Source organism: Micromonospora sp. RB23 (genome assembly GCF_053585025.1).
Window position 1 is genome coordinate 1108490 of record NZ_CM132111.1, and the last position, 24267, is coordinate 1132756.

Annotated in this window: 23 protein-coding genes; 10 read left to right on the forward strand and 13 right to left on the reverse strand. The window is 72.4% G+C overall.

Going from position 1 to position 24267, the window contains the following annotated elements; translation table 11 throughout:
* Nucleotides 1-51: 51 nt before the first annotated feature.
* The 5 genes from ACTFTM_RS05165 to deoC form a co-directional block, all read right to left on the reverse strand.
* Complete coding sequence (locus ACTFTM_RS05165) at nucleotides 52-957, reverse strand: M56 family metallopeptidase (protein ID WP_449564713.1); 906 nt, start codon at nucleotides 955-957, stop codon at nucleotides 52-54.
* A gap of 7 nt (nucleotides 958-964) precedes the next feature.
* Nucleotides 965-1411, reverse strand: coding sequence for a BlaI/MecI/CopY family transcriptional regulator (locus ACTFTM_RS05170; RefSeq protein WP_449564714.1), 447 nt, complete (start codon nucleotides 1409-1411; stop codon nucleotides 965-967).
* A gap of 390 nt (nucleotides 1412-1801) precedes the next feature.
* A complete protein-coding gene (locus tag ACTFTM_RS05175) occupies nucleotides 1802-2626 on the reverse strand; it encodes an aldehyde dehydrogenase family protein (protein WP_449564715.1) in 825 nt (274 codons plus the stop codon).
* Complete coding sequence (locus ACTFTM_RS05180; protein WP_449564716.1) at nucleotides 2619-4049, reverse strand: aldehyde dehydrogenase family protein; 1431 nt, start codon at nucleotides 4047-4049, stop codon at nucleotides 2619-2621. Before ACTFTM_RS05180 ends, ACTFTM_RS05175 begins: the two co-directional genes overlap by 8 nt.
* Nucleotides 4050-4055: 6 nt before the next feature.
* Nucleotides 4056-5015, reverse strand: coding sequence for a deoxyribose-phosphate aldolase (gene deoC, locus ACTFTM_RS05185; RefSeq protein WP_449564717.1), 960 nt, complete (start codon nucleotides 5013-5015; stop codon nucleotides 4056-4058).
* A 124-nt stretch (nucleotides 5016-5139) separates the two neighbouring features.
* Here deoC and upp point away from each other — a divergent pair, with 124 nt between their 5' ends.
* Both upp and ACTFTM_RS05195 read left to right on the forward strand, forming a co-directional pair.
* On the forward strand, nucleotides 5140-5772 hold the full coding sequence (gene upp / locus ACTFTM_RS05190) for a uracil phosphoribosyltransferase (protein ID WP_357130340.1): 633 nt from the start codon (nucleotides 5140-5142) through the stop codon (nucleotides 5770-5772).
* Between the two features lie 73 nt (nucleotides 5773-5845).
* Nucleotides 5846-6523, forward strand: coding sequence for a GOLPH3/VPS74 family protein (locus tag ACTFTM_RS05195; RefSeq protein ID WP_449564718.1), 678 nt, complete (start codon nucleotides 5846-5848; stop codon nucleotides 6521-6523).
* 10 nt (nucleotides 6524-6533) lie between these two features.
* Here ACTFTM_RS05195 and ACTFTM_RS05200 read toward each other — a convergent pair whose 3' ends face one another.
* Both ACTFTM_RS05200 and ACTFTM_RS05205 read right to left on the reverse strand, forming a co-directional pair.
* Complete coding sequence (locus ACTFTM_RS05200; RefSeq protein WP_449564719.1) at nucleotides 6534-8255, reverse strand: phospho-sugar mutase; 1722 nt, start codon at nucleotides 8253-8255, stop codon at nucleotides 6534-6536.
* Nucleotides 8256-8302: 47 nt separating this feature from the next.
* A complete protein-coding gene (locus ACTFTM_RS05205; RefSeq protein ID WP_449564720.1) occupies nucleotides 8303-10366 on the reverse strand; it encodes a protein kinase domain-containing protein in 2064 nt (687 codons plus the stop codon).
* A 206-nt stretch (nucleotides 10367-10572) separates the two neighbouring features.
* Here ACTFTM_RS05205 and ACTFTM_RS05210 point away from each other — a divergent pair, with 206 nt between their 5' ends.
* Both ACTFTM_RS05210 and ACTFTM_RS05215 read left to right on the forward strand, forming a co-directional pair.
* The gene (locus ACTFTM_RS05210) at nucleotides 10573-12156 is read left to right on the forward strand and encodes an acyl-CoA mutase large subunit family protein (protein WP_449564721.1); all 1584 of its coding nucleotides are present in this window, start codon (nucleotides 10573-10575) and stop codon (nucleotides 12154-12156) included.
* A 441-nt stretch (nucleotides 12157-12597) separates the two neighbouring features.
* Nucleotides 12598-13860: an amidohydrolase gene (locus ACTFTM_RS05215; protein ID WP_449564722.1), complete on the forward strand. Its 1263-nt coding sequence runs from the start codon at nucleotides 12598-12600 to the stop codon at nucleotides 13858-13860.
* Here ACTFTM_RS05215 and ACTFTM_RS05220 read toward each other — a convergent pair.
* On the reverse strand, nucleotides 13817-14779 hold the full coding sequence (locus tag ACTFTM_RS05220) for a DUF4349 domain-containing protein (RefSeq protein WP_449566545.1): 963 nt from the start codon (nucleotides 14777-14779) through the stop codon (nucleotides 13817-13819). The genes ACTFTM_RS05215 and ACTFTM_RS05220 overlap by 44 nt on opposite strands.
* A gap of 93 nt (nucleotides 14780-14872) precedes the next feature.
* Between ACTFTM_RS05220 and ACTFTM_RS05225 the strand changes: the two genes are divergently transcribed.
* The 4 genes from ACTFTM_RS05225 to ACTFTM_RS05240 all read left to right on the forward strand — a co-directional run bounded on the left by ACTFTM_RS05225 (nucleotide 14873) and on the right by ACTFTM_RS05240 (nucleotide 18315).
* Entirely contained in the window at nucleotides 14873-15505 is a 633-nt protein-coding gene (locus ACTFTM_RS05225; RefSeq protein ID WP_449564723.1) for an MBL fold metallo-hydrolase, read from the forward strand.
* 4 nt (nucleotides 15506-15509) lie between these two features.
* Nucleotides 15510-16481, forward strand: a complete 972-nt coding sequence (locus ACTFTM_RS05230; RefSeq protein WP_449564724.1) for a hypothetical protein — start codon at nucleotides 15510-15512, stop codon at nucleotides 16479-16481.
* A gap of 76 nt (nucleotides 16482-16557) precedes the next feature.
* A complete protein-coding gene (locus tag ACTFTM_RS05235; protein ID WP_449564725.1) occupies nucleotides 16558-17292 on the forward strand; it encodes an SCO6745 family protein in 735 nt (244 codons plus the stop codon).
* Between the two features lie 63 nt (nucleotides 17293-17355).
* A complete protein-coding gene (locus ACTFTM_RS05240; protein ID WP_449564726.1) occupies nucleotides 17356-18315 on the forward strand; it encodes a GNAT family N-acetyltransferase in 960 nt (319 codons plus the stop codon).
* 72 nt (nucleotides 18316-18387) lie between these two features.
* Here ACTFTM_RS05240 and ACTFTM_RS05245 read toward each other — a convergent pair whose 3' ends face one another.
* A complete protein-coding gene (locus ACTFTM_RS05245) occupies nucleotides 18388-18843 on the reverse strand; it encodes a gamma-glutamylcyclotransferase (protein ID WP_449564727.1) in 456 nt (151 codons plus the stop codon).
* A 165-nt stretch (nucleotides 18844-19008) separates the two neighbouring features.
* Here ACTFTM_RS05245 and ACTFTM_RS05250 point away from each other — a divergent pair, with 165 nt between their 5' ends.
* Complete coding sequence (locus tag ACTFTM_RS05250) at nucleotides 19009-20412, forward strand: NAD(P)H-quinone dehydrogenase (RefSeq protein ID WP_449564728.1); 1404 nt, start codon at nucleotides 19009-19011, stop codon at nucleotides 20410-20412.
* On the opposite strand, the gene ACTFTM_RS05255 is transcribed toward ACTFTM_RS05250, so the two are convergent.
* From ACTFTM_RS05255 to ACTFTM_RS05270, 4 genes are all read right to left on the reverse strand, one after another.
* Nucleotides 20346-21089, reverse strand: a complete 744-nt coding sequence (locus tag ACTFTM_RS05255; RefSeq protein WP_449564729.1) for a DUF998 domain-containing protein — start codon at nucleotides 21087-21089, stop codon at nucleotides 20346-20348. The genes ACTFTM_RS05250 and ACTFTM_RS05255 overlap by 67 nt on opposite strands.
* A 101-nt stretch (nucleotides 21090-21190) precedes the next feature.
* Entirely contained in the window at nucleotides 21191-21523 is a 333-nt protein-coding gene (locus tag ACTFTM_RS05260) for a helix-turn-helix domain-containing protein (protein ID WP_449564730.1), read from the reverse strand.
* A 13-nt stretch (nucleotides 21524-21536) separates the two neighbouring features.
* On the reverse strand, nucleotides 21537-21752 hold the full coding sequence (locus tag ACTFTM_RS05265; protein ID WP_449564731.1) for a hypothetical protein: 216 nt from the start codon (nucleotides 21750-21752) through the stop codon (nucleotides 21537-21539).
* A 180-nt stretch (nucleotides 21753-21932) separates the two neighbouring features.
* Complete coding sequence (locus ACTFTM_RS05270; RefSeq protein WP_449564732.1) at nucleotides 21933-22547, reverse strand: DedA family protein; 615 nt, start codon at nucleotides 22545-22547, stop codon at nucleotides 21933-21935.
* A 505-nt stretch (nucleotides 22548-23052) separates the two neighbouring features.
* On the opposite strand from ACTFTM_RS05270, the gene thrS reads away from it, so the two are divergent.
* Nucleotides 23053-24267, forward strand: a complete 1215-nt coding sequence (gene thrS / locus ACTFTM_RS05275) for a threonine--tRNA ligase (RefSeq protein ID WP_449564733.1) — start codon at nucleotides 23053-23055, stop codon at nucleotides 24265-24267.

The window sequence follows — 24267 nt, forward strand, 5'->3', positions numbered from 1 at the left end:
GCAAGATCGGCGCGAACTTGGGGCGGGAGGCGCGGGGCGCGGGGGTGGGGGTTAGGTCAGGAAGAGGGTTATCGGGAGGGCTACCAGGGTGGTGGCTACTGCCAGGGCCGTGGCGCCCAGGGCGCGGGGTGGGCGGTCGGCGACCAGCAGGCGCTGGACGCGTACGTCGAGATCGCGGTCGCCCAGGCCCAACGCGCCCGCCGGGGTGACCCGGTGCCCGGCGGCCGCGAAGCGGCGCAGCGCGCCCGCCAACGGCGCCTCGGCGTGCAACTCGCGGGCCTTGTCGTCGGCGCGCATCTCGACCAGCAGGGCGACCCGCTCGTGCGCGTCGCGGACCCAGCCGAACCACGGCAGCGCCCGGCAGAGCGCGGTGAACGGCAGCAGCACCAGGTCGTGCCGCTCGTGAGCGTGGGCGCGCTCGTGCGAGAGCACGGCGGCCAACTCGGCCCGGTCCAGCAGGCTCAGCGTGCCCGCGCTGACCACCACCTGCGGCTTCACCCCGGGCAGGCAGTACGCGGCGGCGCTCGGATGGTCCAGGACGAGCGCCCCCGGGGCGGCCGGGTCGTCCCGGGCCACGAGTGTGAGCAGGTCCCGGTGCCGGCGCTGGGCGCGGATGGTGCCGTGGATGCTGCGGACGGTCGTGGTGACGAGCACCGCCCCGATGCCGAAGCCCACCCCGACGCCGGCGAGGTGCAGCGCCGTCACGCCTACCGGCAGGGTGCCGTGGGCGAGGTCGTCGGCCAGGGCGAGCAGGGCGCTCCCGGTGGGCCGGTCGTACGCGGCCAGCCCGAGCGCCATCGGCAGCCCCATCGCGGAGAGGCCCACCGCCAACCCGACTGCCTGCCAGCAGACGATCGCCACCCGGGGACTGCGCCACGTCCAGGTGGAGCGGGCCAGCACCTGCGCGGTCAGATAGCAGGCCAGCATCGTGGCGGCGAAGTGCACGGCGTAGGCCATGGCGTGCCTACCGCTCCGCTGCCTCGTCGGCCGGCCGTCGGCCCGCCGGCGGATCCACCCGGTCGGTGAGCCCGGCGTCGCTGCCGGTCAGTCCGGCCTCGCTGCCCAGGGCTGCCCGCAGCACCTCGGCCTCGGTGCCGGTCACCGAGCGGGCGAAGCGCACCAGCGCGGCGTCCCGGCTGCCGCCGAGGTCGAGGGCGTCGAGCATGAGCTGGGCGATGTGCGCCTCGCGGCTGGCCGCCGGCCGGTACCGCCAGGCGCGGCCCTCACGCTCCCGCTGCACCATGCCCTTGCCGGCGAGCCGGTCCAGAACGGTCATCACCGTCGTGTACGCCAGTTCGCGGCCGTCGAGCGCGTCGGCGACCTCGCGCACGGTCACACCGTCCGACGTGCCCGGGACCACGTCCCACAGCACGTCCATCACCGCACGCTCAAGATCGCCCAGCCGAGTCACAGCCCAATCCTACCCCCGGTAGTAGATCAGCCCCCACCCGTCCCGGCAGCCACGCCACAGCCCCGCCCACCGCCACCGCCCGCCGCCCACCGCGCAAGATCCGCACAAGAACAGGGATGTTGCTGCCTCCAACGCCTCGGAGGCAGCACCATCCCTGAAGTTGCGCAAATCACGACCCCGCAGCCGGCCGCACCCGTCGCGGCGGCGGGTGCGCCCGATCGCCCCGCTGACCGGAAACCCGACGTCGGGCGGTACCCGCAAGCTGACCCACCCGACGGACCCGGCCCACGTCAGGTTTTCCGGGGGGAGCCCGCCCACGCAGGGATCAAGCCTGACCGCCCGGAGTGGGCGGGCTCCCCCCGGAAAACCCAAGCGGCCGGAACAAAGAGATCACACCCCCTTGGGATGCCACACCGTCTTCGTCTCCAGCAGCGTCGTCATCCGGGTTACGCCCGGATCGGTGGTCCAGTCGTGGTCGGCCGGGGCCGGCCGGAGCACCCGCTTGAGGTTCTCGGCCGCCTTGACCTCCAGTTCGGTGGCGAGCGACGCGTCGGTCACCCCGGTCAGGTCGATCGCGTTGACGTCCAGGTGCGAGGCCAACGTGGGCGCGGTCTCGGTGATGGCGCCGGTGAGGATGTTGACCACGCCGCCGGGCAGGTCGGACGTCGCCAGCACCTCGGCCAGCGTCACCGCCGCCAGTGGTTCGGACGGCGACGCCGCCACGACCACCGTGTTACCGGTGACGATCGCCGGTGCGATCACGCTGACCAGGCCCAGCAGCGCCGGACGTTCCGGGGCGACCACCGCGACCACGCCGGTCGGCTCGGGCGCGGAGATGTTGAAGTAGGGGCCGGCGACCGGGTTGGCGCCGCCGTACACCTGGGCGAGCTTGTCGGCCCAGCCGGCGTACCAGACCCACCGGTCGACGGCGGCGTCGACCTCGTCGCCGGGGATGCCCAGGGCGACGAACTGCTCGCGGCGACCCTCCAGCATCTCGGCGGCCCGGTAGAGGATCTGACCCCGGTTGTACGCGGTCGCGCCGGCCCAGCCCTTCACGGCGGCGCGGGCGGCGACCACCGCGTCCCGGGCGTCCTTGCGGGAGGCCAGTGACACATTCGAGGACTGCACGAGATACGACCGTCCCGACTCGCTGCGCGGGAACTTCCCGCCGATGAAGAGCTTGTACGTCTTGCGTACCGCGACCCGCTCAGACATTGAGGTACCCCTCCAGCCCGTGCCGGCCGCCCTCGCGACCGTAGCCCGACTCCTTGTAGCCGCCGAACGGCGAGGTGGGGTCGAACTTGTTGAACGTGTTGGCCCAGACCACGCCGGCGCGCAGCCGGTCGGCCATCCACAGGATGCGGGAGCCCTTGTCGGTCCAGATTCCCGCCGACAGCCCGTACGGCGTGTTGTTGGCCTTCTCGACGGCCTCGGCCGGCGTGCGGAAGGTGAGCACCGACAGCACCGGCCCGAAGATCTCCTCGCGGGCGATGCGGTGTGCCTGGGTGACGCCCGTGAAGATGGTGGGCGCGAACCAGAAGCCCCGGTCGGGCAGCTCGCACGGCGCCGACCAGCGCTCGGCCCCTTCGGCGGAGCCGGCGTCGGACAGCTCGCGGATCCGCTCCAACTGGGCGGCGGAGTTGATGGCTCCGACGTCGGTGTTCTTGTCCAGCGGGTCGCCGACGCGGAGCTGGGCCATCCGCCGCTTCAGTGACTCCAACACGCGGTCGGCGACGTTCTCCTGGACGAGGAGGCGCGAGCCGGCGCAGCAGACGTGCCCCTGGTTGAAGAAGATGCCGTTGACGATGCCCTCGACAGCCTGGTCGATGGGCGCGTCGTCGAAGACGATGTTGGCGGCTTTGCCGCCCAGCTCCAGGGTGAGCTTCTTGCGGGTGCCGGCGACCGAGCGGGCGATGGCGCGGCCCACCTCGGTGGAGCCGGTGAAGGCGACCTTGTCCACGTCGGGGTGCTCGACAAGCGCGCGACCGGTGTCGCCGGCGCCGGTGACGATGTTGACCACGCCGGCCGGTAGGTCGGCCTGCTGGCAGATCTCGGCGAACAGCAGCGCGGTCAGCGGGGTGGTCTCGGCGGGCTTGAGCACCACCGTGTTGCCCGCGGCGAGGGCCGGGGCGATCTTCCAGGCCAGCATGAGCAGCGGGAAGTTCCACGGGATGACCTGCGCGGCCACCCCGATCGGCCGCGGGTCCGCGCCGAAGCCGGCGTGCTCCAGCTTGTCGGCCCAGCCCGCGTAGTAGAAGAAGTGCGCGGCGACCAGCGGCAGGTCGACGTCGCGGGACTCCTTGATCGGCTTGCCGTTGTCCAGCGACTCGAGGACGGCCAGCTCGCGGGAGCGCTCCTGGATGAGCCGGGCGATCCGGAACAGGTACTTCGCCCGGTCGCGGCCGGACATCGGACCCCAGACCTTGTCGTACGCCTTACGGGCGGCCCGGACCGCACGCTGCACGTCCTCGGCGTCGGCCTCGGCGACCTCGGCCAGCACCTCCTCGGAGGCAGGGTTGATCGACTTGAAGCTGCCGCCGCTGGTCGGGTCGACGAACGCGCCGTCGATGAACAGCCCGTACGAGGGCTTGAGGTCCACCACCGAGCGGGACTCGGGGGCGGGGGCGTATTCGAACATCGGCTATCAGTCCAGGGTGAAGTAGTCGGGACCGGAGTAGGTGCCGGTCGTCAGCTTGGTGCGCTGCATCAGCAGGTCGTTGAGCAGGCTGGACGCGCCGAAGCGGAACCAGTCCGGGTCGAGCCAGTCCGCGCCGACGGTCTCGTTGACCATCACCAGGTACTTGATCGCGTCCTTGGTGGTCTTGATGCCGCCGGCGGGCTTCACGCCCACCTGCCGTCCGGTCGCCGCGCGGAAGTCGCGGACGGCTTCCAGCATGACCAGGGTCACCGGCAGCGTCGCCGCGACCGGAACCTTGCCGGTGGACGTCTTGATGAAGTCGCCGCCGGCCAGCATGGCCAGCCAGGAGGCCCGGCGGACGTTGTCGTAGGTGGCCAGCTCGCCGGTCTCCAGGATGACCTTCAGGTGGGCGTCCCCGCACGCCTGCTTGGTGGCCACGATCTCGTCGTAGACCTCCTTGTAGCGCCCGGCCAGGAACGCGCCCCGGTTGATCACCATGTCGATCTCGTCGGCGCCCGCCTCGACGGCGGCCCGGACGTCGGCGAGCTTGATCTCCAGCGGCGCCTGGCCGGACGGGAAGGCGGTCGCCACGCTGGCCAGGTGCACCTTGCTGCCGCGCAGCACCTCGGCGACGTACGGGACCATCGCGGGGTAGACGCAGACCGCGCCGACGTGCGGGCACGAAGGGTCGGCCGGGTCCGGGCGCAGCGCCTTCGCGGCCAGCGCGCGTACCTTGCCGGGGGTGTCGGCCCCTTCGAGAGTGGTCAGGTCGACCATCCGGATCGCCAGGTCGATCGCCTGGGCCTTGGCGGTGGTCTTGATGGAGCGGGTGCCGAGCTGTGCCGCCCGCTGCTCCGCGCCGACCTGGTCCACGCCGGGCAGGCCGTGCAGGAAGGTCCGCAGAGCGGTCTCGGATCGTCCCAGCTCGGAGAGGTCCGACCGGGCCGACGTCGTTGTCGCCGTCATGCCGAGAAGTCTACGCACGGAACGGCTGAGTGATCTTGGTCACGGTGGGCGTCGGCGTGAGCGACGTCGCCGGTCCGCCCGCACCCCCACCGGCACGCCGACCGGACCGGTAGGTTGAGCGATCGTGGACGTACACGTCATTGACCACCCGCTGGCCCAGTCCCGGCTGACCGCCATGCGGGACGCGCGCACCGATTCCTCGACGTTCCGGGCGGCGCTGCACGAACTGACCACCATGCTGGTGTACGAGGCGGCGCGCACCTTCCCCGTCGAGCGGTACCCGGTGCAGACGCCGGTCACCGGCACCGAGGGCACCCGGCTGGCGAACCCGCCGTTGCTGGTGCCGGTGCTGCGGGCGGGCCTGGGCATGGCGGACGCCGCGCTCGGCCTGCTGCCCGAGTCCTCGATGGGCTTCGTCGGCCTGGCCCGCGACGAGGAGACGTACGAGCCGCGCGCCTACATGGAGTCGCTGCCCCGGGACCTGGCCGGCCTGCCGGTGCTGGTGCTCGACCCGATGCTCGCCACCGGCGGCTCGCTGGAGCACTCCTGTCGGCTGCTGGCCGACCGGGGCTGCACCGACATCACGGTGCTCTGCGTGCTCGCCGCGCCGGTCGGCATCGAGCGGCTGGAGCGTTCCGGCCTGCCGCTGCGCCTGGTCACCGCCTCGATCGACGAGGGCCTCAACGACAAGATGTTCATCGTCCCCGGGCTCGGCGACGCCGGCGACCGCCAGTTCGGTGGCATGCCCCGGTTCTGAGGGGGACACCCGGTCGGTGCCGGGTCCGGCGGGTCCGCGCGCGATGGGCGCGGACCCGCTACCGTCTCCGGCCATGACTGGTGTTGCGCTCGCCGAGGAGCTTCTGCTCCTCGCCTACGACGACTCGACCGGCAAGGCGACCATGCCGCGGATCAGCCTGGACCTGGGCATGGCCGCCGCCGTGCTGGTCGAGCTGGCGCTGGCCGGCCGGATCGCGTACGGCGACGGGTCGTTGACCGTGATCGACGCGACGCCCACCGGCGAGCCGGTCACCGACGAGGTGCTCGCCCGGATCGCCGCCGACACCCCGCACACCCCGGCCTCGTGGGTGCAGCGCCTGCGGCACGGCCTGCGCGACAAGATCCTCGGTGACCTGTGCTCCCAGGGTGTCGTCCGCGATATCGACGAGACCGAGCTGGGCTTCATCCACGTGCACCGCTATCCCGTGGTGGACACCTCCGTCGAGGCGGACACCCGCCGGCGGCTGGCCGAGGCGCTGGCCGGCGCGGCGGCCCCGGACGAGCGGACCGCGGCCCTCGCCACCCTGGTCGTCGTGCTGCGGATGGAGTCCGCGCTGGGCGTGAGCGGCGAGGAGGCCGCCACCGCCCGCCGCCGGTTGGAGGAGATCGCCACCGGGGCGGGCTTCTCCGGTCAGGTGAGCACCGACGACTCGGTGGTCCGCCCGTCCGTCGGCCTGGTGGTCGCCGCCCTGGCCATCGCCGTCGACCAGGCACTCGGCCCCCGTCGCTGACCGCTGGGCACTACACCCCGAGGGCGGCGGCGATCTCGCTCCGCAGCCGCGCGACCGCCGCGCCGGCCCGGCTCCGCGCGGCGGCGACATCGCCGTCGGTCACCGGCTCCACCACCTCGAGGTACGCCTTGAGCTTCGGCTCGGTCCCGGAGGGGCGGATCACCACCCGGGCCGTCGCGGTACGCAGGATCACCACGTCCGACTCGGGCAACAGGTCCCGGACACTGTCGACCGGCTGGCCCAGCAGCGAGCCCGGGGTGGCCGCCCGGATCCGGGTCATCGCGTCGGCGATCTCCCGCAGGTCGTCCACCCGGACGGAGAGCTGGTCGGTCTGGTGCACGCCGAACTCGGCGGCCAGCTCGTCCAGCCGGTCGGTCAGCGTCCGACCCTGCGCCTTGAGGCCGGCGGCCAGCTCGGCCACCGTCAGCGCCGCGGTGATGCCGTCCTTGTCCCGGACGTGCTCCGGGGCGACGCAGTAACCGAGCGCCTCCTCGTAGCCGAAGACCAGCGGTGCGCTCCCGCCGCCGGCCCGCACGATCCACTTGAAGCCGGTCAGCGTCTCGTCGTAGGGCAGGCCCCGGGCCGCGCACATCGCCCGCAGCAGCGACGACGAGACGATGGTGGTGGCGTAGAGCCCGGTCACGCCGCGTCGCATCAGGTGGTCGGCGAGCAGCACGCCCACCTCGTCGCCGCGCAGCATCCGCCAGCCGTGCCGGTCATCGCCCTCGACCGCCGGGCTCGCAAGCGCACTCCCCGGGCTCGCGGGCGAGCCCTCGCGGACGACCACGGCGCAGCGGTCGGCGTCCGGGTCGTTGGCGATGGCGAGGTCCGCGCCGGTGGCGTCGGCCAGCGCGATCAGCCGGTCGACGGCCCCGGGCTCCTCCGGGTTGGGGAACGAGACGGTCGGAAAAGCCGGGTCGGGCTCGGCCTGGTCGGGCACCACGCCGGGGATCGGGAAACCGGCCCGTGCGAACGCCGCGGTGAGCACCGCCGCGCCCACCCCGTGCAGAGGGGTGTACGCCACGGACAGGTCCCGTGGCCCGTCCGGGTCGATCACGGTGGTGGCCCGCTCGACGTACGCGGCGACGAGATCGTCACCGAGCACCTCGCCGGGCCGCCCCAGCGGCACCTGCGTCAGCGGGCCGACGGCCCGGATGGCGGCCTCGATGCCGGCGTCGGCCGGCGGCACGATCTGCGCCCCGGCGCCCAGCTCACCGCCCAGCTCCGCACCCAGGTAGACCTTGTAGCCGTTGTCCTGCGGCGGGTTGTGGCTGGCGGTGACCATCACGCCGGCCACCGCGCCCAGTTGACGGACCGCGTACGCGAGGACCGGGGTGGGCAGCGGGCGGGGGAGCAGCAGCGCCGGCCGGCCGGCGCCGGTCGCCACCTGAGCGGTGCGTTCGGCGAACTGGCGGGAGCCGCGCCGGGCGTCGTACCCGATCACCAGCGGGCCGGTGCCGCCCTGGGCCGCGAGCCACGTGACCAGGCCGGCGGCGGCCTGGGTGACCACGGCGAGGTTCATGCCGTTCGGGCCGGCGCGCAGCGGACCGCGCAGCCCCGCGGTGCCGAAGGTCAGCGGGCCGGCGAACCGGTCGGCCAGCTCCGGGGCGCTCGCCGGCAGCCCGTCGAGCACCGCCGTCAGCTCGTCCCGGCTCGCCGGGTCGGGGTCGTCGGCCAGCCAACGCCGAGCTTGCTCGCGAATGTCGTCGATGTCAGTGGTGTCCGCCGCCATGCCCCTTGATAGCACGACGGCGGATCACCGCTGCTGCTTCCCTCGGCTCAGCCGTCGCCGGTGAGCTGGAACGTGCGCACCATCTCGTCGAAGATCGGCTTGCTCTCGGCGAACTTCGCGTCGTTCGCGGTCAGGTAGAACGAGTACGCCTTGCCGTCCTGCGCGACGCCACGCCAGATGCCGTGCCGCATGGTGTCGCCCTGGCCGCAGGTGTACTCGAATTCGGCGGCCGGCTTGTCGGCCAGCTTGGTCTCGGTGGAGGCGACCTGCTCGTACGGCTTGACGCAGGAGGTGCTCCTGGTCTTGAGGCCGTTCTCGGCCGTCTCGGCCCACCGGCTGGAGCTGCTGGACCACTTCTCGGTGATGATGCGCACCTTGCGGCCGCTGTCCTCCGGGTCGACGTAGTCGGTGTACGAGCCGCCGGTGGACTTCTTCCAACCCTTCGGCACCATGACCTGGATGCCGCGGGCCGCGTGCTCCTGCATCTCGATGCCGGGGCCCGCCGCGACGGACGGGGTGGGCTGCGCCTGCGGGGTGCTCGGCGCAGGGTCGTCCCCGCCGGACAGCGCCACGATGCTGATCAGCAGCACCACGGCCAGACCGCCGGCCGCGGCGAGCTGGACCTTGCGTGGCCAGCCCTTGACCGTGGTGACGAGTTGACCGCCGGTCGCGCGGACCTTGTCCAGGGGACTGCCGCCGCCGGCGGCCGGGGGCGGCGTCGTCGTCCAGGGCTGGCCCGTGCCCGGCACCGACCACTGGTTGCCGCCGCCGTACGTGCCGCCGATGCGCTGGGTGGCCTCGGGCGCGCCGTAGCCGACCGGCTGGGTCGCGTCGGGCCGGTTGCCGTAGGTGACCCGCTGGGTGGCATCGGGGTGGGCGCCGGCATCCACCCGCTGGGTGGCGTCCGCGCTGCCGCCGTAGGTACGACCCGCGGTGGGGCGGCCCGAGGCGGGCATCGCGCCCGTGGGGGTGTGCAGCGGACCCGCGAGCGCGTCGGCGCTGGTCTCGTCGAGGGCCGCGGCGGCGGCCGCGCCGGCCGGCTGGGGGCGTTCACCCCGGCGCAGCGCGGCCAACCGGTCGGTCAACGACTCCTCGGGGCCGAGCATGGCCCGGCCACCGATCTGGCTGTCCGACTTCGACTCCGGTGCGGCCGGCGCGTGCACGGGGGCCGGACGCTGCTGTACCGGCACGACGGCGTACGGGTCGGTGACCGAGTGCACGGCGGTGGCGGTGCTGCCCAACGGGCCGGCGAGCAGCTCACGCAGCATGCCCCGGGAGGTGTGCACGTCCAGCCGGCGGGCCGGGTCCTTCTCCAGCAGGCCCATCAGCACCCGGGTCAGCGGGCCGCTGCGCTGCGGCGGGGCCGGCGGGTCCTCGACGACGGCGTGCATGGTCTCGATGGGGTCGCCCTTGTCGAACGGCGGACGCCCCTCCACGGCCGTGTAGAGCGTCACACCCAGCGAGAAGAGGTCGCTCGGCGGACCGAACTCCTGGCCCATGGCCCGCTCGGGCGAGATGAAGTGCGGGGAGCCGAGCACCATGCCGGGCGTGGTGAGCTGCACGTCGGTGGGCATCCGCGCCACACCGAAGTCGGTCAGCACGCAACGGCCGTCGGAGCAGATCAGCACGTTGGCCGGTTTGACGTCGCGGTGCAGGACGCCGATGGCGTGCGCCACCTCCAGCGCGCCGAGCAGCGCGATGCCGATCTTGGCGACCGCCCGGGGCGCGACCGGACCGTCCTCGATGACCATGTCGGCGAGGCTGCGGGCGTCCAGCAGCTCCATGACGATCCACGGCCGACCGGCCTCGGTGACCACGTCGTACACCTGCACCACGGCGGGGTGCTGGATGGCGGCGGCGGCGCGGGCCTCGCGCAGCGTCCGCTCGTACATGGCGTCGCGGTCACTGGGGGCCAGCCCCGGCGGGAGGACGACCTCCTTCACCGCCACATCGCGGCGCAGCAGGGTGTCTGTGGCGCGCCACACCGTGCCCATGCCGCCGTTGCCCACCGCGGACCGCAGCGAGTACCGGTCACCGATGGTGGTGCCGGGCGCTGCTCGTCCGCTGGCGGGACTTACCTGTCCGCCGCTCCACGTCGGGATCTGAGTCACAGAAAAGCCACCGGGGGAAATCGAGGGGGGCTGGGACACAACCCCCCTATCTTGCTGGTTCCGACGCCCGATGCGAAAGCCGACGCGGCGGACGTTTGGCGAAGTCGACAGATCGTGCCCAACCGTTCACCTCCCGTCGACCGGTCGGGACGCACTGTGCGGTATCCCTCACCCGACCTCGGGCCAGGGCGTCCTACCATCCGGGGATGAGCGAACCGCGGTCAAGCGAGTCCGGTTTCCCGATCAAGGGCGTCTACACGGCGGCCGACCTTCCGGAGGACCTGGACTCCCGGCTGGGCGGCCCCGGCGAGTTCCCGTACACCCGGGGGGTCTACCCCACGATGTACACCTCCCGTCCGTGGACCATGCGCCAGTACGCCGGCTTCGGCACCGCCACCGAGTCCAACGCCCGGTACCACCAACTGTTGCGGGCCGGCACGACCGGACTCTCGGTCGCCTTCGACCTGCCGACCCAGATGGGGTACGACTCCGACGACCCGATCGCGCACGGCGAGGTCGGCAAGGTCGGCGTGGCCATCGACTCCATCGAGGACATGCGGCTGCTCTTCGCCGACATCCCGCTGGACAAGGTCTCCACCTCGATGACCATCAACGCTCCCGGTTCGGTGCTGCTGCTGCTCTACCAGCTCGTCGCGGAGGAGAACGGCGTCGCCGGCTCGGCGCTCAACGGCACCATCCAGAACGACATCCTCAAGGAGTACATCGCCCGGGGGACGTACATCTTCCCGCCGAAGCCGTCGCTGCGGCTGGTGGCCGACACGTTCGCGTACTGCCGCAAGGAGGTGCCGAAGTGGAACACCATCTCCATCTCCGGCTACCACATGGCCGAGGCCGGCGCGACGCCCGCGCAGGAGATCGCGTTCACCCTGGCCAACGGTGTGGAGTACGTCCGGGCGGCGTTGGCCGCGGGTCTCGCGGTGGACGACTTCGCGCCCCGGCTCTCGTTCTTCTTCGTGGCCCGCACCACGTTGTTGGAGGAGGTGGCGAAGTTCCGCGCCGCCCGGCGGATCTGGGCCCGGCTCATGCGTGACGACTTCGGCGCCAGGGATCCGAAGTCGATGATGCTGCGCTTCCACACCCAGACCGCCGGTGTGCAGCTCACCGCCCAGCAGCCGGAGGTGAACCTGGTCCGGGTCGCGGTGCAGGGGCTGGCCGCGGTCCTCGGCGGTACGCAGTCGCTGCACACCAACAGCTTCGACGAGGCCATCGCGCTGCCCACCGAGAAGGCCGCCCGGCTCGCGCTGCGCACCCAGCAGGTGCTGGCGTACGAGACGGACCTCACAGCCACCGTCGACCCGTTCGCCGGCTCGTACGTGGTGGAGGCGATGACCGCCGAGATCGAGGCCGCCGCCGTCGAGTTGATGGAGCGGGTGGCCGATCACGGTTCGGCGGTCGACGCCATCGAGGCGGGTTTCCAGAAGCGGGAGATCGAGCAGTCCGCGTACCGGATCGCCCAGGAGATCGACTCCAGTGAGCGGGTGGTGGTGGGGCTCAACCGGTTCACGGTCGACGAGGAGGAGCCGTACGAGCCGTTGCGGGTCGACCCGACGATCGAGGCGGCGCAGGCCGAGCGGTTGGCCCGGCTGCGGGCCGGGCGGGACGCCGACGCGGTGACGCGTGCTCTGGCGGACCTGCGGGCCGCCGCCGAGGGCTCGGACAACGTGCTGTACCCGATGCGGGAGGCGCTGCGGGCCCGGGCCACCGTGGGCGAGGTCTGCGGCACGCTGCGCGAGGTGTGGGGGCAGTACCGGCCCACCGACCGGTTCTGACGCGACCGGCGTCGGGTGTGTCCGGCCGGCTCCGGGGGTACGCCCATAACTGGACCGGAACGCACACGGTGTGCGGTCGGCGTCGGCGAGGTTATGTGAGCGTCCTTGTCCGGCTCGTTGCGGAGAGTGGTCGTCTTATTGTCGGAGTGTCAGTTCATCACCCTGACTAATGCGACAATTCGCAGCGTGGGTCCATGGGCGGCATGGCAACTCGTGGCCACTCGGGTCGGTTACGCGTTGTAGGAGGTGAGGGGGCAGATGACGGCGTTTGAACGCGATCTACCTGCGGTCCCGTACCTCGATGAGCGCGCTCAGCAGGGCATACGTGACGCTGCGCGGTCCGATCATCACCGTAACGAGGTTGCGCAGCGTCACCGTCGGAGGTCTAGGCTGTCTGCTGTCCCCGATGATCCATCCATCTCTAGTGATCGAGAATTCGACGTGACGAGTGCGTTGACGCTGCCCACGGGCGGCCAGCTGGCGTCGTCCTGGCTGGAAGAGACTCCGCCCGGGTCCCAGCCCCTGCCCCGCGACCTGGACCACCTGCTCGCTCTTCGGGTACCCGGCCTCATCGCCACGCGCCGTCACCTCCACTCGCACCCCGAGTTGTCCGGTTCGGAGTTCGAGACGGCGGCCCTGATCGCCCGGGAACTCTCCCTGGCGGGCCTGAACCCCCGACTGCTGCCCAAGGGCAACGGCGTCATCTGCGACGTCAACGGTCGCCCGGACGGCCCGGTCGTCGCGCTGCGCGCCGACATCGACGCCCTGCCGCTCGACGACCCCAAGGACGTGCCGTACCGCTCCACCGTCGAGGGCGTCTGCCACGCCTGCGGCCACGACGTGCACACCTCGATCCTGCTCGGCGTCGGCATGCTGCTGGCCCAGCTCGCCGACCTCGGCGAGCTGGACGGCCGGGTCCGGCTGATCTTCCAGCCGGCCGAGGAGATCCTGCCCTGCGGCTCGCTGGAGGTCATCGAGGCCGGTGGCCTGGACGACGTGGTGCAGATCTTCGCCCTGCACTGCGACCCGAACCTGCCGGTGGGCCAGGTCGGCCTGCGCGTCGGCCCGATCACGGCGGCCGCCGACAACGTCACCGTCCGGCTCTCCGGGCCGGGCGGGCACACCGCCCGGCCCCACCTGACCGTGGATCTGGTCGACGCCCTCGGTCGGTTGATCACCGAGGTCCCCGCCCTGGTCAGCCGCCGGGTGCCGGCCAACAGCGGGCTGCTGCTGGTCTTCGGCCACGCCTCGGCCGGCACCCGTTACAACGTCATTCCCTCCGAGGCGTCCGCCTCGGGCACCCTGCGGGTGATGGACCGCGACACCTGGGAGCAGGCCCCCAAGATCGTGGCTCAGGTGGTCCGGGACGTGATCGCGCCCACCGGCGCGACGGTCGACCTGGAGTACCTGCGCGGCCGACCGCCGGTCAGCAACGACTCGCGGGCCATCCAGGTGCTGACCGCCGCCACCGGCGCGGCGCTCGGGCCGGAGGGCATCGCCGAGACGCCGCAGAGCATGGGCGGCGAGGACTTCTCCTGGTACCTGGAGTACGTCCCCGGCGCGCTCGCCCGCCTCGGCGTCGGCCGTATCGGGCCGAACGTCGACCTGCACCGGGCGTCCTTCGACGTGGACGAGCGGGCCATCCCGGCCGGCGTACGCGTCATGGTGCAGACCGCGCTGCGGGCACTGGCGGCGGCGCGCTGACCTCGGCGACCAGCGCCGGCGACCGCCGTCGCCGGCGCAGCGCCAGCAGCAGGACCGCCAGGGGTACGCCGAACGCCACCAGCCATGGCAGCAGCGCGCCCAGGACGGTGAGCAGGATGGTCATCGAGGTGACGAACGCCTCCCAGCCGCCCTTGAGCCCGACCAGGAAGCCGGTCTCGGACTTCTCCTCAGTGCTCTTCGCTGCGGGCCCGGCCAGCGACACCGTGATCGTGGACAGGGCGGTCAGGTCGGCCAGGCGGCGCTTCTTGGCCTCCAGCGAGGCCAGGTCCGCCTCCCGGCGACCCAACTCGTTCTCCAGCGACACGAGGTCGGCGATCGAGTTGGCGCGGGCGAGCAGCCGTCGCGCGCTGTCCACGCGCGCCCGCTGCGTGACGATCCGCGCCTCCAGGTCGACGGTCTCCTCCGTGACGTCCTGGGTGTTGATCTCGCGGCTCTCCTGTCGACCGAGCTTCGCGACCTCCTCCACCACCGCGGCGAACCTGGCCGCCGGCACCCGCAACTCCAATTCGGCCACCGCGTCGGCCTCGGCGCTGCGCCGCTGGTCCCCGCCGATGAAACCACCCGCCCGGGTGACCACCGCGCTGACCTCACGGGCCGCCGCGTCCACATCGGCCACCTGCACCCGCATCGATCCGGTGTAGATGATCGCCCGCTGGTCGACCCGCAGATCCGGAGCGCCGGCCCCGGCGGTCCCCGCCGCCTCGGCCCCGCTGCCCTTGTCGAGCGCCCCCTGTGCGCCTTGCGGCGCCTCGGCCGCCGTACCCGCCGAATCCGAAGATCCGCTGTCGCCGGCGCCGCACCCCGCCAGGGCCAGCGCCGCCACAAGTGTTCCCGCCGCCAGGAGTGCGCAGCGGCGTCGTCCTCTCCGTTCGTCCATCCCCGCTCCTATCGTCGTCAGCTTCGGTGGCGATAGTTCGGACGCGACGCGTCCACCGGCTGGTTCCGGCAGACTGCGCTGAGGACATCACGATTCGATAGTCGAGGAGTCACGATGCGGCTCACCAAGTACGCCCACTCCTGTGTCCGGGTGGAACACGACGGCGGAGTGCTCGTGGTCGATCCCGGAGTGTTCAGCGATCCCGCGACGGCGCTCGACGGTGCGGACGCGGTGCTCGTCACCCACGAGCACGCGGACCACCTCGACCCGGCCGCGGTGCGCCTCCAGCTCGACCGGCAGCCGTTCCCGATCTACGGGCCCGCCTCGCTCGCCGACGCTCTCGGCGACGCGGCCGAGGCGCTGTGCCCCGTCGAGCCCGGTGAGTCGTTCACCGCCGCCGGGGTCGCGGTCCGCGCCTACGGGGGACGGCACGCGGTCATCCACCCGGACATCCCGGTGATCGACAACATCGGTTACCTCATCAACGACGTGGTCTACCATCCCGGCGACTCGCTCGTGGTACCGCAGGAGACGCCTGTCGACACGCTCCTCGCGCCGATCCACGCACCCTGGTCGAAGTTCTCCGAGGTGCTCGACTTCATCCGGGCGGTCGCCCCGCGCCGCGCGTACGCCGTGCACGACGCCCTGCTCAACCACAACGGGCTGGGCGTGCTCAACCGGCAGTACGCCGCGATGTCCGGCACCGAGTACCAACGTCTGGAGCCCGGTACCCGGGTGGACGTCTGACGCGATGCCCGGCCCCTCCGCGGAGCTGGTGCGACAGCTCTACCGCACCCCACCGGACCGGTTCGTGGCCGCCCGGGACGCCGCGGTGGCCGAGGCCCGGCGAGCCGGCGACGCGACCTCCGCCCGGCAACTGGCCCGGCTGCGCCGCCCCACCGTCGCCGCCTGGCTGGTCAACCTGCTCGCCATCGAACGCCCCGAGCTGGTCGCCGACCTGGTCGGTCTCGCCGACGCGCTCCGAACGGCCCAGCGGGAACTGCGTGGCCCCCGGCTGCGGGAGTTGTCGGCCCAGCGCCGCGCGGTGGTGGCGGCCCTGGTCGCCGAGGTCCGTACGCTCGCCGCGGGGGAGCCCGAGGCGCCACCGGCCGGCCGGCTGCCGCTGGCCGAGGTGGAGGCGACCCTGAACGCGGCGCTCTCCGACGCCGACGTCGCCGAGCAGGTGCGGGCGGGGCGTCTGCTCCGCTCGGCCACCTACGCCGGCTTCGGTGAGGTGCCCCGGCCGCAGTTGCGCCTGGTCACCGGCGACGAGGAGGAGCCGCCGGCCCGGCGCCCGGGCGTCCAGCGGGAAAGCTCGGAGTCGACCCGTCGCACCGACCGCGCCGGGGAGCGTGCCGCGCAGGCCGAGCGGGCTGCGCAGCGGGCGGCCCGGGCCGAGCGTGCCCGCCGCCGTCGGGCCCTGGACCGCGAGTTGGACCGTGCACGCACCGACCAGCAGCGGGCTGAGGACGAGTTGGCCGAGGCTGCCGGGCAGGAGCGCGACGGCATCGCCGTACTCGACGGCATCGAAACGGAGTTGGCCGAGTTGGAACGCCGTCGCGCGGTGGCGGAACAGGACCTGAGCCGGGCCAAGCTGGCCCGGCGTGCGGCCGAACGGGCGGTGACCGTGGCCCGCCGTCGGGCGGGCGAGGTCGAGGCGGCCGTCGAGGCGTTGGTGGCCGAAGAGGGGGATGCGGACGCGGGCGGTGGGGCGGCAGACTGACATCGATGGACGACGAAGAGCGGGTGGGCCGTCTGCGGCCGGCCGTCTCCGAGCGGCGCATGCGGGCGGCGTCCGGATGACGCCGGAGCAGGTCGCCGCCGCCAGCAAACCCGCCGTCCTCGACCTCGGCGACGGGTTCAGCAGGTGCCCGAGCACGCTGCGTCGGGCTCGGCTGCTCGGCATCTCCGGCTGGGCCTTCTACATCAGCGGCCGGGCCGGCGCGCTCGGCGACGTACGCGCGGAGACGGCCGCCGCCGCGATCGGCTTCGTCGCGCCGGACGCCGTGGCCGACGGGTGGGACGCCGCCGCCCGGGTCCTGCCGCCCGTCGAGGTGGCCGCCGCGAGTCTCGCCGAGTGCTGCCGGTGGGGGACGGAGATGCTGGGCGCGCTACCGGGGACCGAGCGCCTGGCCGACCTCGTCGAGCGGGCTGTCGCCGCCGCCGACACCAGCGGCATGCCGCTCTTCGCCGCGTGGCGGGCCATGCCGCTGCCGGATCGCTCTCCGGGCGCCCGGAGCGCCGCCGGGCTGCGACTGCTGCGCGAACACTTCACCGGCGCCTACCTGCTGGCGGTACGGGCCGCCGGCATGACCCCGCTGGAGGCGGTGCTGGCCGGGCCGGAGGGCGAGGCCGGCGCGGTGGCGTGCGGCTGGCCGCCGCCGTACCCCGCGGTCGGGCCCCTGGTGCGTCGGCGGCTGTGGGCGGAGGCGGTGACCAACCGGTTGGCCGCGCCCGCGTTCGCGGCGCTCGGTCCCGCCGACGGCGCCGAGCTGGTGGAGTTGCTGCACCACACCCGCGCCGGCCTCACCTGACCGAGCCGACCAGCTACGAAAATGGGCGGCGCTCCCGGCCGCCGGCTGTCAGGATCTCCTGCCGTGACGCTTCCCGCCGGCTGGACCGCGCGCCGGCCCACCCTCGACGACGTACCGGCGATCCTCGCGGTGGTACGCGCCGCCGACACCTTCGCCATCGGCCATCCCGACTTCGACGCCGAGGACGTGGAGGAGGCTCTGACCGCGCCCTACTTCGACGCGAGCCGGGACTCCTGGTTGGCGCTCGACCCGGACGGCGCCGTCGTCGCCTGGGCGACGCTCGACAATCCGACCGGGGTCGGCCGGGAGTTCGTGGAGGTCTACGTCGACCCGGAGCGGGGTGCCACCCTTCGTGCGCCGCTGCTCGCCCGCCAGCTCGACCGGGTCGCCGAGCGGGCCGCGGAACGGCGACTGCCGGCGCTCACCGTCCGCTGCGCGGTGTTCGCCCCGGAACGCGACTGGGACCGGGACCTGCGGGCCGCCGGTTTCACCCTCGCCAAGCGGTACGTGCGGATGCGCCGATCGTTGGTCGACCTGCCCGTCGAGCCGGCCACTCCGACCGGCGTCACGGTGCGGCCGGTCCGCTCCGACGACGATGCCGAGTTGCGGGAGTTCCACCGGATCCACGACATCGCCTTCGGCGACACCCCGGACCACGAGCCGCTGTCGTACGACAGGTGGCGGGCCCGCATCGGTGACGTGACCGCCTGGGACGAGTGGTTCGTCGCCGAGGTCGACGGGGTGCTCGCCGGCGCGTTGCAGTCCTCGGACCAGGCGCTCGACCGGCAGGAGGGCTGGGTGAAGAGTCTGTCGGTGCTACCCGCGTACCGCCGCCGGGGTGTCGGTGCGGCGCTGCTGCGCCGCGCGTTCGCCCGCTACGCCGACAAGGGCCGGCAGTTCGCCGGCCTCGGCGTGGACCTCACCAACCAGACCGCCCCGCTGTCGCTCTACCGCTCGGTGGGCCTGCGGGAGACCGGGTGGACCGACATGTACGAGCGGGTCGTCCCGGCCGCCGGTGTGTGATTGACGACCCCGGCCGGGCCCGCCGGGCGTCCGGGTCGACGACGGTTGCAGACTGGAGGCGTGGGATACGCGCTACGGCGACGCGGTGCCGGTGGGGCGGGACCGCAGCTCGGTGACGTAGTCGTCCGGCGCGCCCGCCTTCTTGGCGGCGTTCGCGATCTCGGACAGGTACCACGAGGTCGGCAGTCCGCCCTCGTACCCGTCGAACACGTAGATCCACGCCGTGACGTCGCCGTCGAGGGTGGAGATCCGTACGTGCAGCTTGCGGTAGGTGCCGGCGGTCACGCCCTCGATCTCGTCGAGCTGGGCCGCGTCGTACGGGTGGATGTCGTAGATCGCCACGAACACCCGGTCGCCGGGAGACTCGACGACGGTGCTCACCGCGCCCTCCCAGCCGATCACATCCTCACCGGCGAAGGTCAGCCGCCAGCCTTCCAGCCAGCCGGTGCCGACCATCGGGGAGTGCGGGCAGTAGGCCCGCATCCGGGACGGATCGAGGTTTGAGCCGTAGGCGGCGTGATGACCCACGGCGATGACGATAGCCCGGCTTGTGGGTGGGGGAGAATACGACTGTGCGTGTCGGATGCGCTCGGGAGAAGAAAGTCACTGTGAGCACCAACGAAGGGCGAACGCTGTGAGCGCGAGGAGTGCAGCGCAGCGGAGCCCCGCAGCCGCGAGCGAAAGGATGGCGCTGTGAGCCGGATCGTGATCATCGGCGGTGGGCCGGCCGGGTACGAGGCGGCACTGGTCGCCGCCCAACTGGACGCCGATGTCACCGTGGTCGAGGCCGACGGCGCGGGCGGGGCCTGTGTGCTCTCCGACTGCGTACCGTCGAAGACCTTCATCGCCAGCTCTCAGGTGGTCACCGGCTACCGGGACACCGAGGAGTTCGGGGTGCACTCGGACGGCCTGGAAGCGGTGACCGTCGACGCGCAGGCCGTGCACGCGCGGGTGAAGCGGCTGGCGCTGGCGCAGTCCGCCGACATCCACGCCAAGCTGCTCAAGGCGGGTGTCACCTTCGTGGCCGGCACCGCCCGTCTCGGGGAGGACGCGCTCGGGCACACCCACCGGGTCATCGTCACGCCCGCCGACGGTGGCGAGGAGTACCCGATCGACGCGTCCACCGTGCTCGTGGCCACCGGCTCGACGCCCCGGCAGTTGCCCACCGCCGTACCCGACGGCGAGCGCATCCTGACCTGGCGTCAGGTGTACGACCTGCCGGAGCTGCCGGAGCACCTGATCGTGGTCGGCTCGGGCGTGACCGGCGCCGAGTTCGCCAGCGCGTACCTCGCGATGGGGGTGGAGGTCACCCTCGTCTCCAGCCGCGACCGGGTGATGCCGCACGAGGACGCCGACGCGGCGTCGGCCATCGAGCGGGTGTTCCGCAACCGGGGCATGAACATCCTCAACAACTCCCGGGCCGACGCGGTGCGTCGTACCGCCGACGGGGTCGAGGTGGAGCTGTCCGACGGGCGCAGGGTCACCGGTTCGCACGCCCTCATCGCGGTCGGTTCGATTCCGAACACCGCCGAGCTGGGCCTGGCCGAGTACGGCGTGGAGCTGGGTCGGGGCGGTTACGTCACGGTCGACCGGGTCTCCCGGACGAACGTGCCCGGCATCTACGCCGCCGGTGACTGCACCGGCGTGCTGCTGCTGGCGAGCGTCGCCGCCATGCAGGGTCGGATCGCCATGTGGCACGCCCTCGGTGAGGCGGTCCGCCCGCTGCGGCTGCGGACCGTCGCCGCGAACGTCTTCACCGACCCGGAGCTGGCCACCGTCGGCGTCTCGCAGGACGAGGTCGACGCGGGCAAGGTGCCGGCCCGGCAGGTGATGCTGCCGTTGTCCGGGAACGCCCGCGCCAAGATGGACGACCTCTCCGACGGCTTCGTGAAGCTGTTCTGCCGGCCCGCCAGCGGTCAGGTGATCGGCGGTGTGGTGGTCGCGCCCAAGGCCAGCGAGCTGATCCTGCCCATCACGATGGCCGTGGAGAACAATCTGACGGTCAACGAGCTGGCCCAGACGATCACCATCTACCCGAGCCTCTCCGGCTCGATCACCGAGTCGGCCCGCCAGCTCATGCTCCACGAACTGGAGTAGCCGTTCTCGTCGATCATGGACTTGTGGTGGCCGTTCTGCGGTGCCACGCCCCTTTCGTGAGGCACCACGACTCCATGATCGACGGGTGAACGCCGGACCTGGGTTACCGCTACCGTCGCCAGGACCGCTACCTCGGTGACGATCAGGAGGCGTTCGGCCAGGCCGATCAGCAGGCGCTCGCCGGGGTAGGCGGACCAGACCATCCCCGCCGCCAGAACCAGGCTCAGCACCACGAGGGCACGGAGCCGGGACGCGGCAGGCGTCAGGTCGGGGCGACGCGCGAGCAGCCAACCGCCGATCGGGAGAGCCAGGAAGGCGACCACCGAGGCGTACCGGTGCACGTAGGCGGACGTGGTCATGCCGGTGCCCGGCTCGTTCGTCGGCACCGCGGCGGCCAGCAGCAGCCCCGTCACCCAGGCGCCGAACAGCAGCTCCACCGCCCGTCCGGGCGGCGTGCCGGTGCGGCGTAGCCCGTACATCAGTGCCACGGTGGCGAGGGCCAGCACCACCATGGCGACGTCGATGACACCGCCCCGGTCGGAGACGGCGAAGTCGCTGATGGTCAGCGCCCACGGGTTGAGGTCGTCGTTGACTTCCAGGTGGCCGATCACGGTGAGCAGCGCCGCCACGGCGATCCCGCCGAGGGCCAGCAGGCCGGTACTCCGGGTTCCAGGCATGCCTCAGCCTGTCGCCGCGAACACCCCAGCCAGATCCGGGACCGCCACCGACTTCACCCGCAGAACCCACCCCTAGAGGCCGGTCCTCCGTCGCCCTCGCCCTAGGCGACGTTGAGGTGGATGTTCCCGATGCGGGCGACGATGTCGAGGTGGCCCCCCAGGCCGGTGACGTAGGCGCGAAGGGTGTCCAGACTGGTGTGTTCGCCGTTCTCGATCTGACTGATCCTTGCCTGGCTCAACCCTGCGGCCTCGGCCAGTTGAGCCTGGGTCATCCCCAGGTGCTTGCGGATCTCCGCCAGTTGGGCGCCGCTCACCAGCGCCAACATCTGTTCGCGGTGCTGAGCTCGCCGGGCGACCCGGTCTGGATGTTCCCAGGACGGATCGAGTTCTCGGGCCTTGGCCCGGACATCCCGCCAGTCCACTCCGTCGGTCATCTCTGCGCTTCCTTCAGCCTTGAGAGGTGCTCCTGGAATCGGTCGTCCGCGAGAGAGACCGCCGTCCTGTACCAACTCTGCCACTGACCCGATTTGTCTCCAGCGACCAGGAAGACTGCTCTCGGACGGGATCGAAAGCGAAGATCATGCGGATCTCCGTGGAGCCGGCCGAGCCGGGTCGCAACTCCTTCATGTGGTGGAAGATGCTGCCTTTGAGGCGGTCGACCAAGGGGCGGCCGAGAGCGGGACCGTGTTCGGCGAGGAGGTCGATGGCCTCGCTGACGAGGTCGGCGCTGGTTGGTTCCGTCTCGCAGAGGTGGAGGAACCATTTCTCAACCTCGGGGTGAAGTTTGACCTCTCACATGCCGTCAATATAAGTCAACCTTATACCCGCAGGACTGAGTGACACTCAGTCGAGGGGGACCTGGGTGGCCGTGCGGGCGTGGCGGGCGCTGACCACTGTCATCGCCCATCCGGCGGCGGCGAAACCGGCCGCGGCGGCGGCGGCGATGATGGCCAGCCGCCAGGCCGACTCAGTGAGCGCGGCGCCGCCCAGGTGCCCGACCAGCGCGCCGTAGCTGGCCCAGCCCAGCGCGGCGATCATCTCGTAGAGCGCGAACAGCCGGTACGGGTAGCGGCTGCGGCCGGCCGAGAAACAGGCTGCCATCCGTCCGCCGGGCACGAACCGGCACAGCAGGATGACAAGTGGGCCGGGTTGCCGGAGACCCTGGGTGACGCGGCTGGCGACGCGGCGGGCGCGGCTGGGCTCGGCGTGCCGGGGCGCCCGCCGGTCCGGGGCGAGACGGCCGAGCAGGTAGCAGGCGAGGTCACCGGCGAACACGCCGAGCGCGCCGACGGCGATGGTGACCGGCAGGCTCAAGCCGCCGTACACGGTCAGCGCGCCACTGGTGATCATGACGATCTGGGTCGGGATGACGGGTACGAAGGCGTCGGCGATGAGGAGCCCGAGCAGCACCAGGTACGCCCACGTCGGCGATGCGACGTCAGTCAGTAGTTCGGGCACGCCTGCCACCTCGCCGGATGCGGCCGATTGGGTGTCTTGAGCCTGACGGCATGGCCGGCGTCACCGTGAACGGCCCCGGGGCGTCGTGACCGCCGACACCACAGGGCCACCTTGTCCCAACGAGGCAAGCCCTCGCTGGTGACGGTCCCAGCCCGGCCGAGGTGGTCGCCGGATCGGCGGCCGTCGGCGTACCGTGGTCGGGCGCGGCCCAGCACGTCGGGTCCCCCGTTCCTGACGACGCGGGCCGCCCAGGGCCGCCGGCGGGTCCCGCGCCGGCGGCCCGCCCCTCTTCCCGCCGCCGCAAATCCGGGTGCGTCCCCGACCGCCCGACGGGTAGCGTCGCGGCATGCGCAGCGCGGTAGTGATGACGACGACGCCGGGTGTCCCCGGCGTGCCGCTCTGACGTAACCACCGTCGACCAGGCCCGGGGCGATCCGCCCCCGAGGGCCGTTCGGCGTTCGGTGTCCAGGTCGCCTCCGGGTCGTACCCGATCCAGGAGCCCGACATGATCGACCACCGTAGGCTCGGCCGCGAGCTGGACCTGTTCGTCTCCGATCCGTTGGCCGGCGCCGGCCTGCCCATCTGGTTGCCGGCCGGCGCCGCCGCCCGGCACGCCGTCGAGGAGTACGTCCGGGAGTTGGAGCGCCGCTCCGGCCACCAGCACGTCTACTCGCCGCCCCTGGGCAAGCGCGAACTGTTCGAACTCTCCGGCCATCTCGGCTACTTCGCCGACGACATGTTCCCGCCGCTGCGGCTCAGTGCCGACGACGAGTTCGTGCTCCGGCCGGCGCTCTGCCCGCACCACGCGTTGGTGTTCCGTGCCCGGGGCCGCTCCTACCGGGAGTTGCCGCTGCGCGTCGCGGAGCTGGGCGGCATGTACCGCGCGGAGCGCTCCGGGGTGCTCGGCGGGCTGTCCCGGGTACGGGCCATCTCCCTCAACGACGCGCACACCTTCTGCGCTCCCGAGCAGGTCGGCGCGGAGGTCGCCGAGATCCTCGGGCTGATCCGCGCCGCGCACGCCGCGCTCGGTGTGCGTCCGGCGGGCTTCCGGTTGTCGCTGCGCGGGCCGGGGGAGAAGTACGTCGGCGACGACGCGCAGTGGGCTCGCGCCGAGGACCTGCTGCGCGGCGCGCTGGCCGGGGTGGAGTACGTCGAGGCCGAAGGAGAGGCCGCGTTCTACGGACCGAAGATCGACATCCAGATCGTCGACGCGATGGGCCGGGAGTCGACCATCTCCACCATCCAGGTGGACTTCGACAAGCCGGAGCGGTTCGACCTGTCGTACACCGACTCCGACGGCAGCCGGCGTCGGCCGGTGATGCTGCACCGCAGCCTGGTCGGCAGCATGGAACGGCTGTTCGCGTACCTCATCGAGGCGCACGAGGGCGCGTTCCCGGCCTGGTACGCGCCTGTCCAGTTGGTGGTGCTGCCGGTGGACGACGGGCAGGCCGACGCGGCTGCCGACCTCGCCCGGCGGGCCGTCGACGCCGGGTTGCGTGTCGAGGTCGACGTCGCCGGCTCGCTCGGCGCCCGGGTCCGGGACGCGGCCCGCCGCCGCGTCCCGTACCTCGGGGTGCTGGGTGCCCGGGAGGCCGCCGACGGCGCGCTCGCTCTCCGGCTGCGCGACGGTCGTGCCCTGGCTCCGATGCCGGCCGCCGCCGCGCTCGCCCTGATCGGCGGGCAGGTCGCGGCCCGCTCGGCGGATCTGCTCCCGGGCTGA

Excerpts from the sequence above, each read along its gene's own strand:
- thrS (WP_449564733.1), top strand. The coding sequence starts at position 23,053 with ATGATCGACCACCGTAGGCTCGGCCGCGAGCTGGACCTGTTCGTCTCC.
- ACTFTM_RS05165 (WP_449564713.1), bottom strand. The coding sequence starts at position 957 with ATGGCCTACGCCGTGCACTTCGCCGCCACGATGCTGGCCTGCTATCTG.
- ACTFTM_RS05225 (WP_449564723.1), top strand. The coding sequence starts at position 14,873 with ATGCGGCTCACCAAGTACGCCCACTCCTGTGTCCGGGTGGAACACGAC.
- ACTFTM_RS05195 (WP_449564718.1), top strand. The coding sequence starts at position 5,846 with ATGACTGGTGTTGCGCTCGCCGAGGAGCTTCTGCTCCTCGCCTACGAC.
- deoC (WP_449564717.1), bottom strand. The coding sequence starts at position 5,015 with ATGACGGCGACAACGACGTCGGCCCGGTCGGACCTCTCCGAGCTGGGA.
- ACTFTM_RS05255 (WP_449564729.1), bottom strand. The coding sequence starts at position 21,089 with ATGCCTGGAACCCGGAGTACCGGCCTGCTGGCCCTCGGCGGGATCGCC.
- ACTFTM_RS05175 (WP_449564715.1), bottom strand. The coding sequence starts at position 2,626 with ATGTCTGAGCGGGTCGCGGTACGCAAGACGTACAAGCTCTTCATCGGC.
- ACTFTM_RS05200 (WP_449564719.1), bottom strand. The coding sequence starts at position 8,255 with ATGGCGGCGGACACCACTGACATCGACGACATTCGCGAGCAAGCTCGG.
- ACTFTM_RS05230 (WP_449564724.1), top strand. The coding sequence starts at position 15,510 with ATGCCCGGCCCCTCCGCGGAGCTGGTGCGACAGCTCTACCGCACCCCA.
- ACTFTM_RS05260 (WP_449564730.1), bottom strand. The coding sequence starts at position 21,523 with ATGACCGACGGAGTGGACTGGCGGGATGTCCGGGCCAAGGCCCGAGAA.
- ACTFTM_RS05235 (WP_449564725.1), top strand. The coding sequence starts at position 16,558 with ATGACGCCGGAGCAGGTCGCCGCCGCCAGCAAACCCGCCGTCCTCGAC.
- ACTFTM_RS05210 (WP_449564721.1), top strand. The coding sequence starts at position 10,573 with ATGAGCGAACCGCGGTCAAGCGAGTCCGGTTTCCCGATCAAGGGCGTC.
- ACTFTM_RS05180 (WP_449564716.1), bottom strand. The coding sequence starts at position 4,049 with ATGTTCGAATACGCCCCCGCCCCCGAGTCCCGCTCGGTGGTGGACCTC.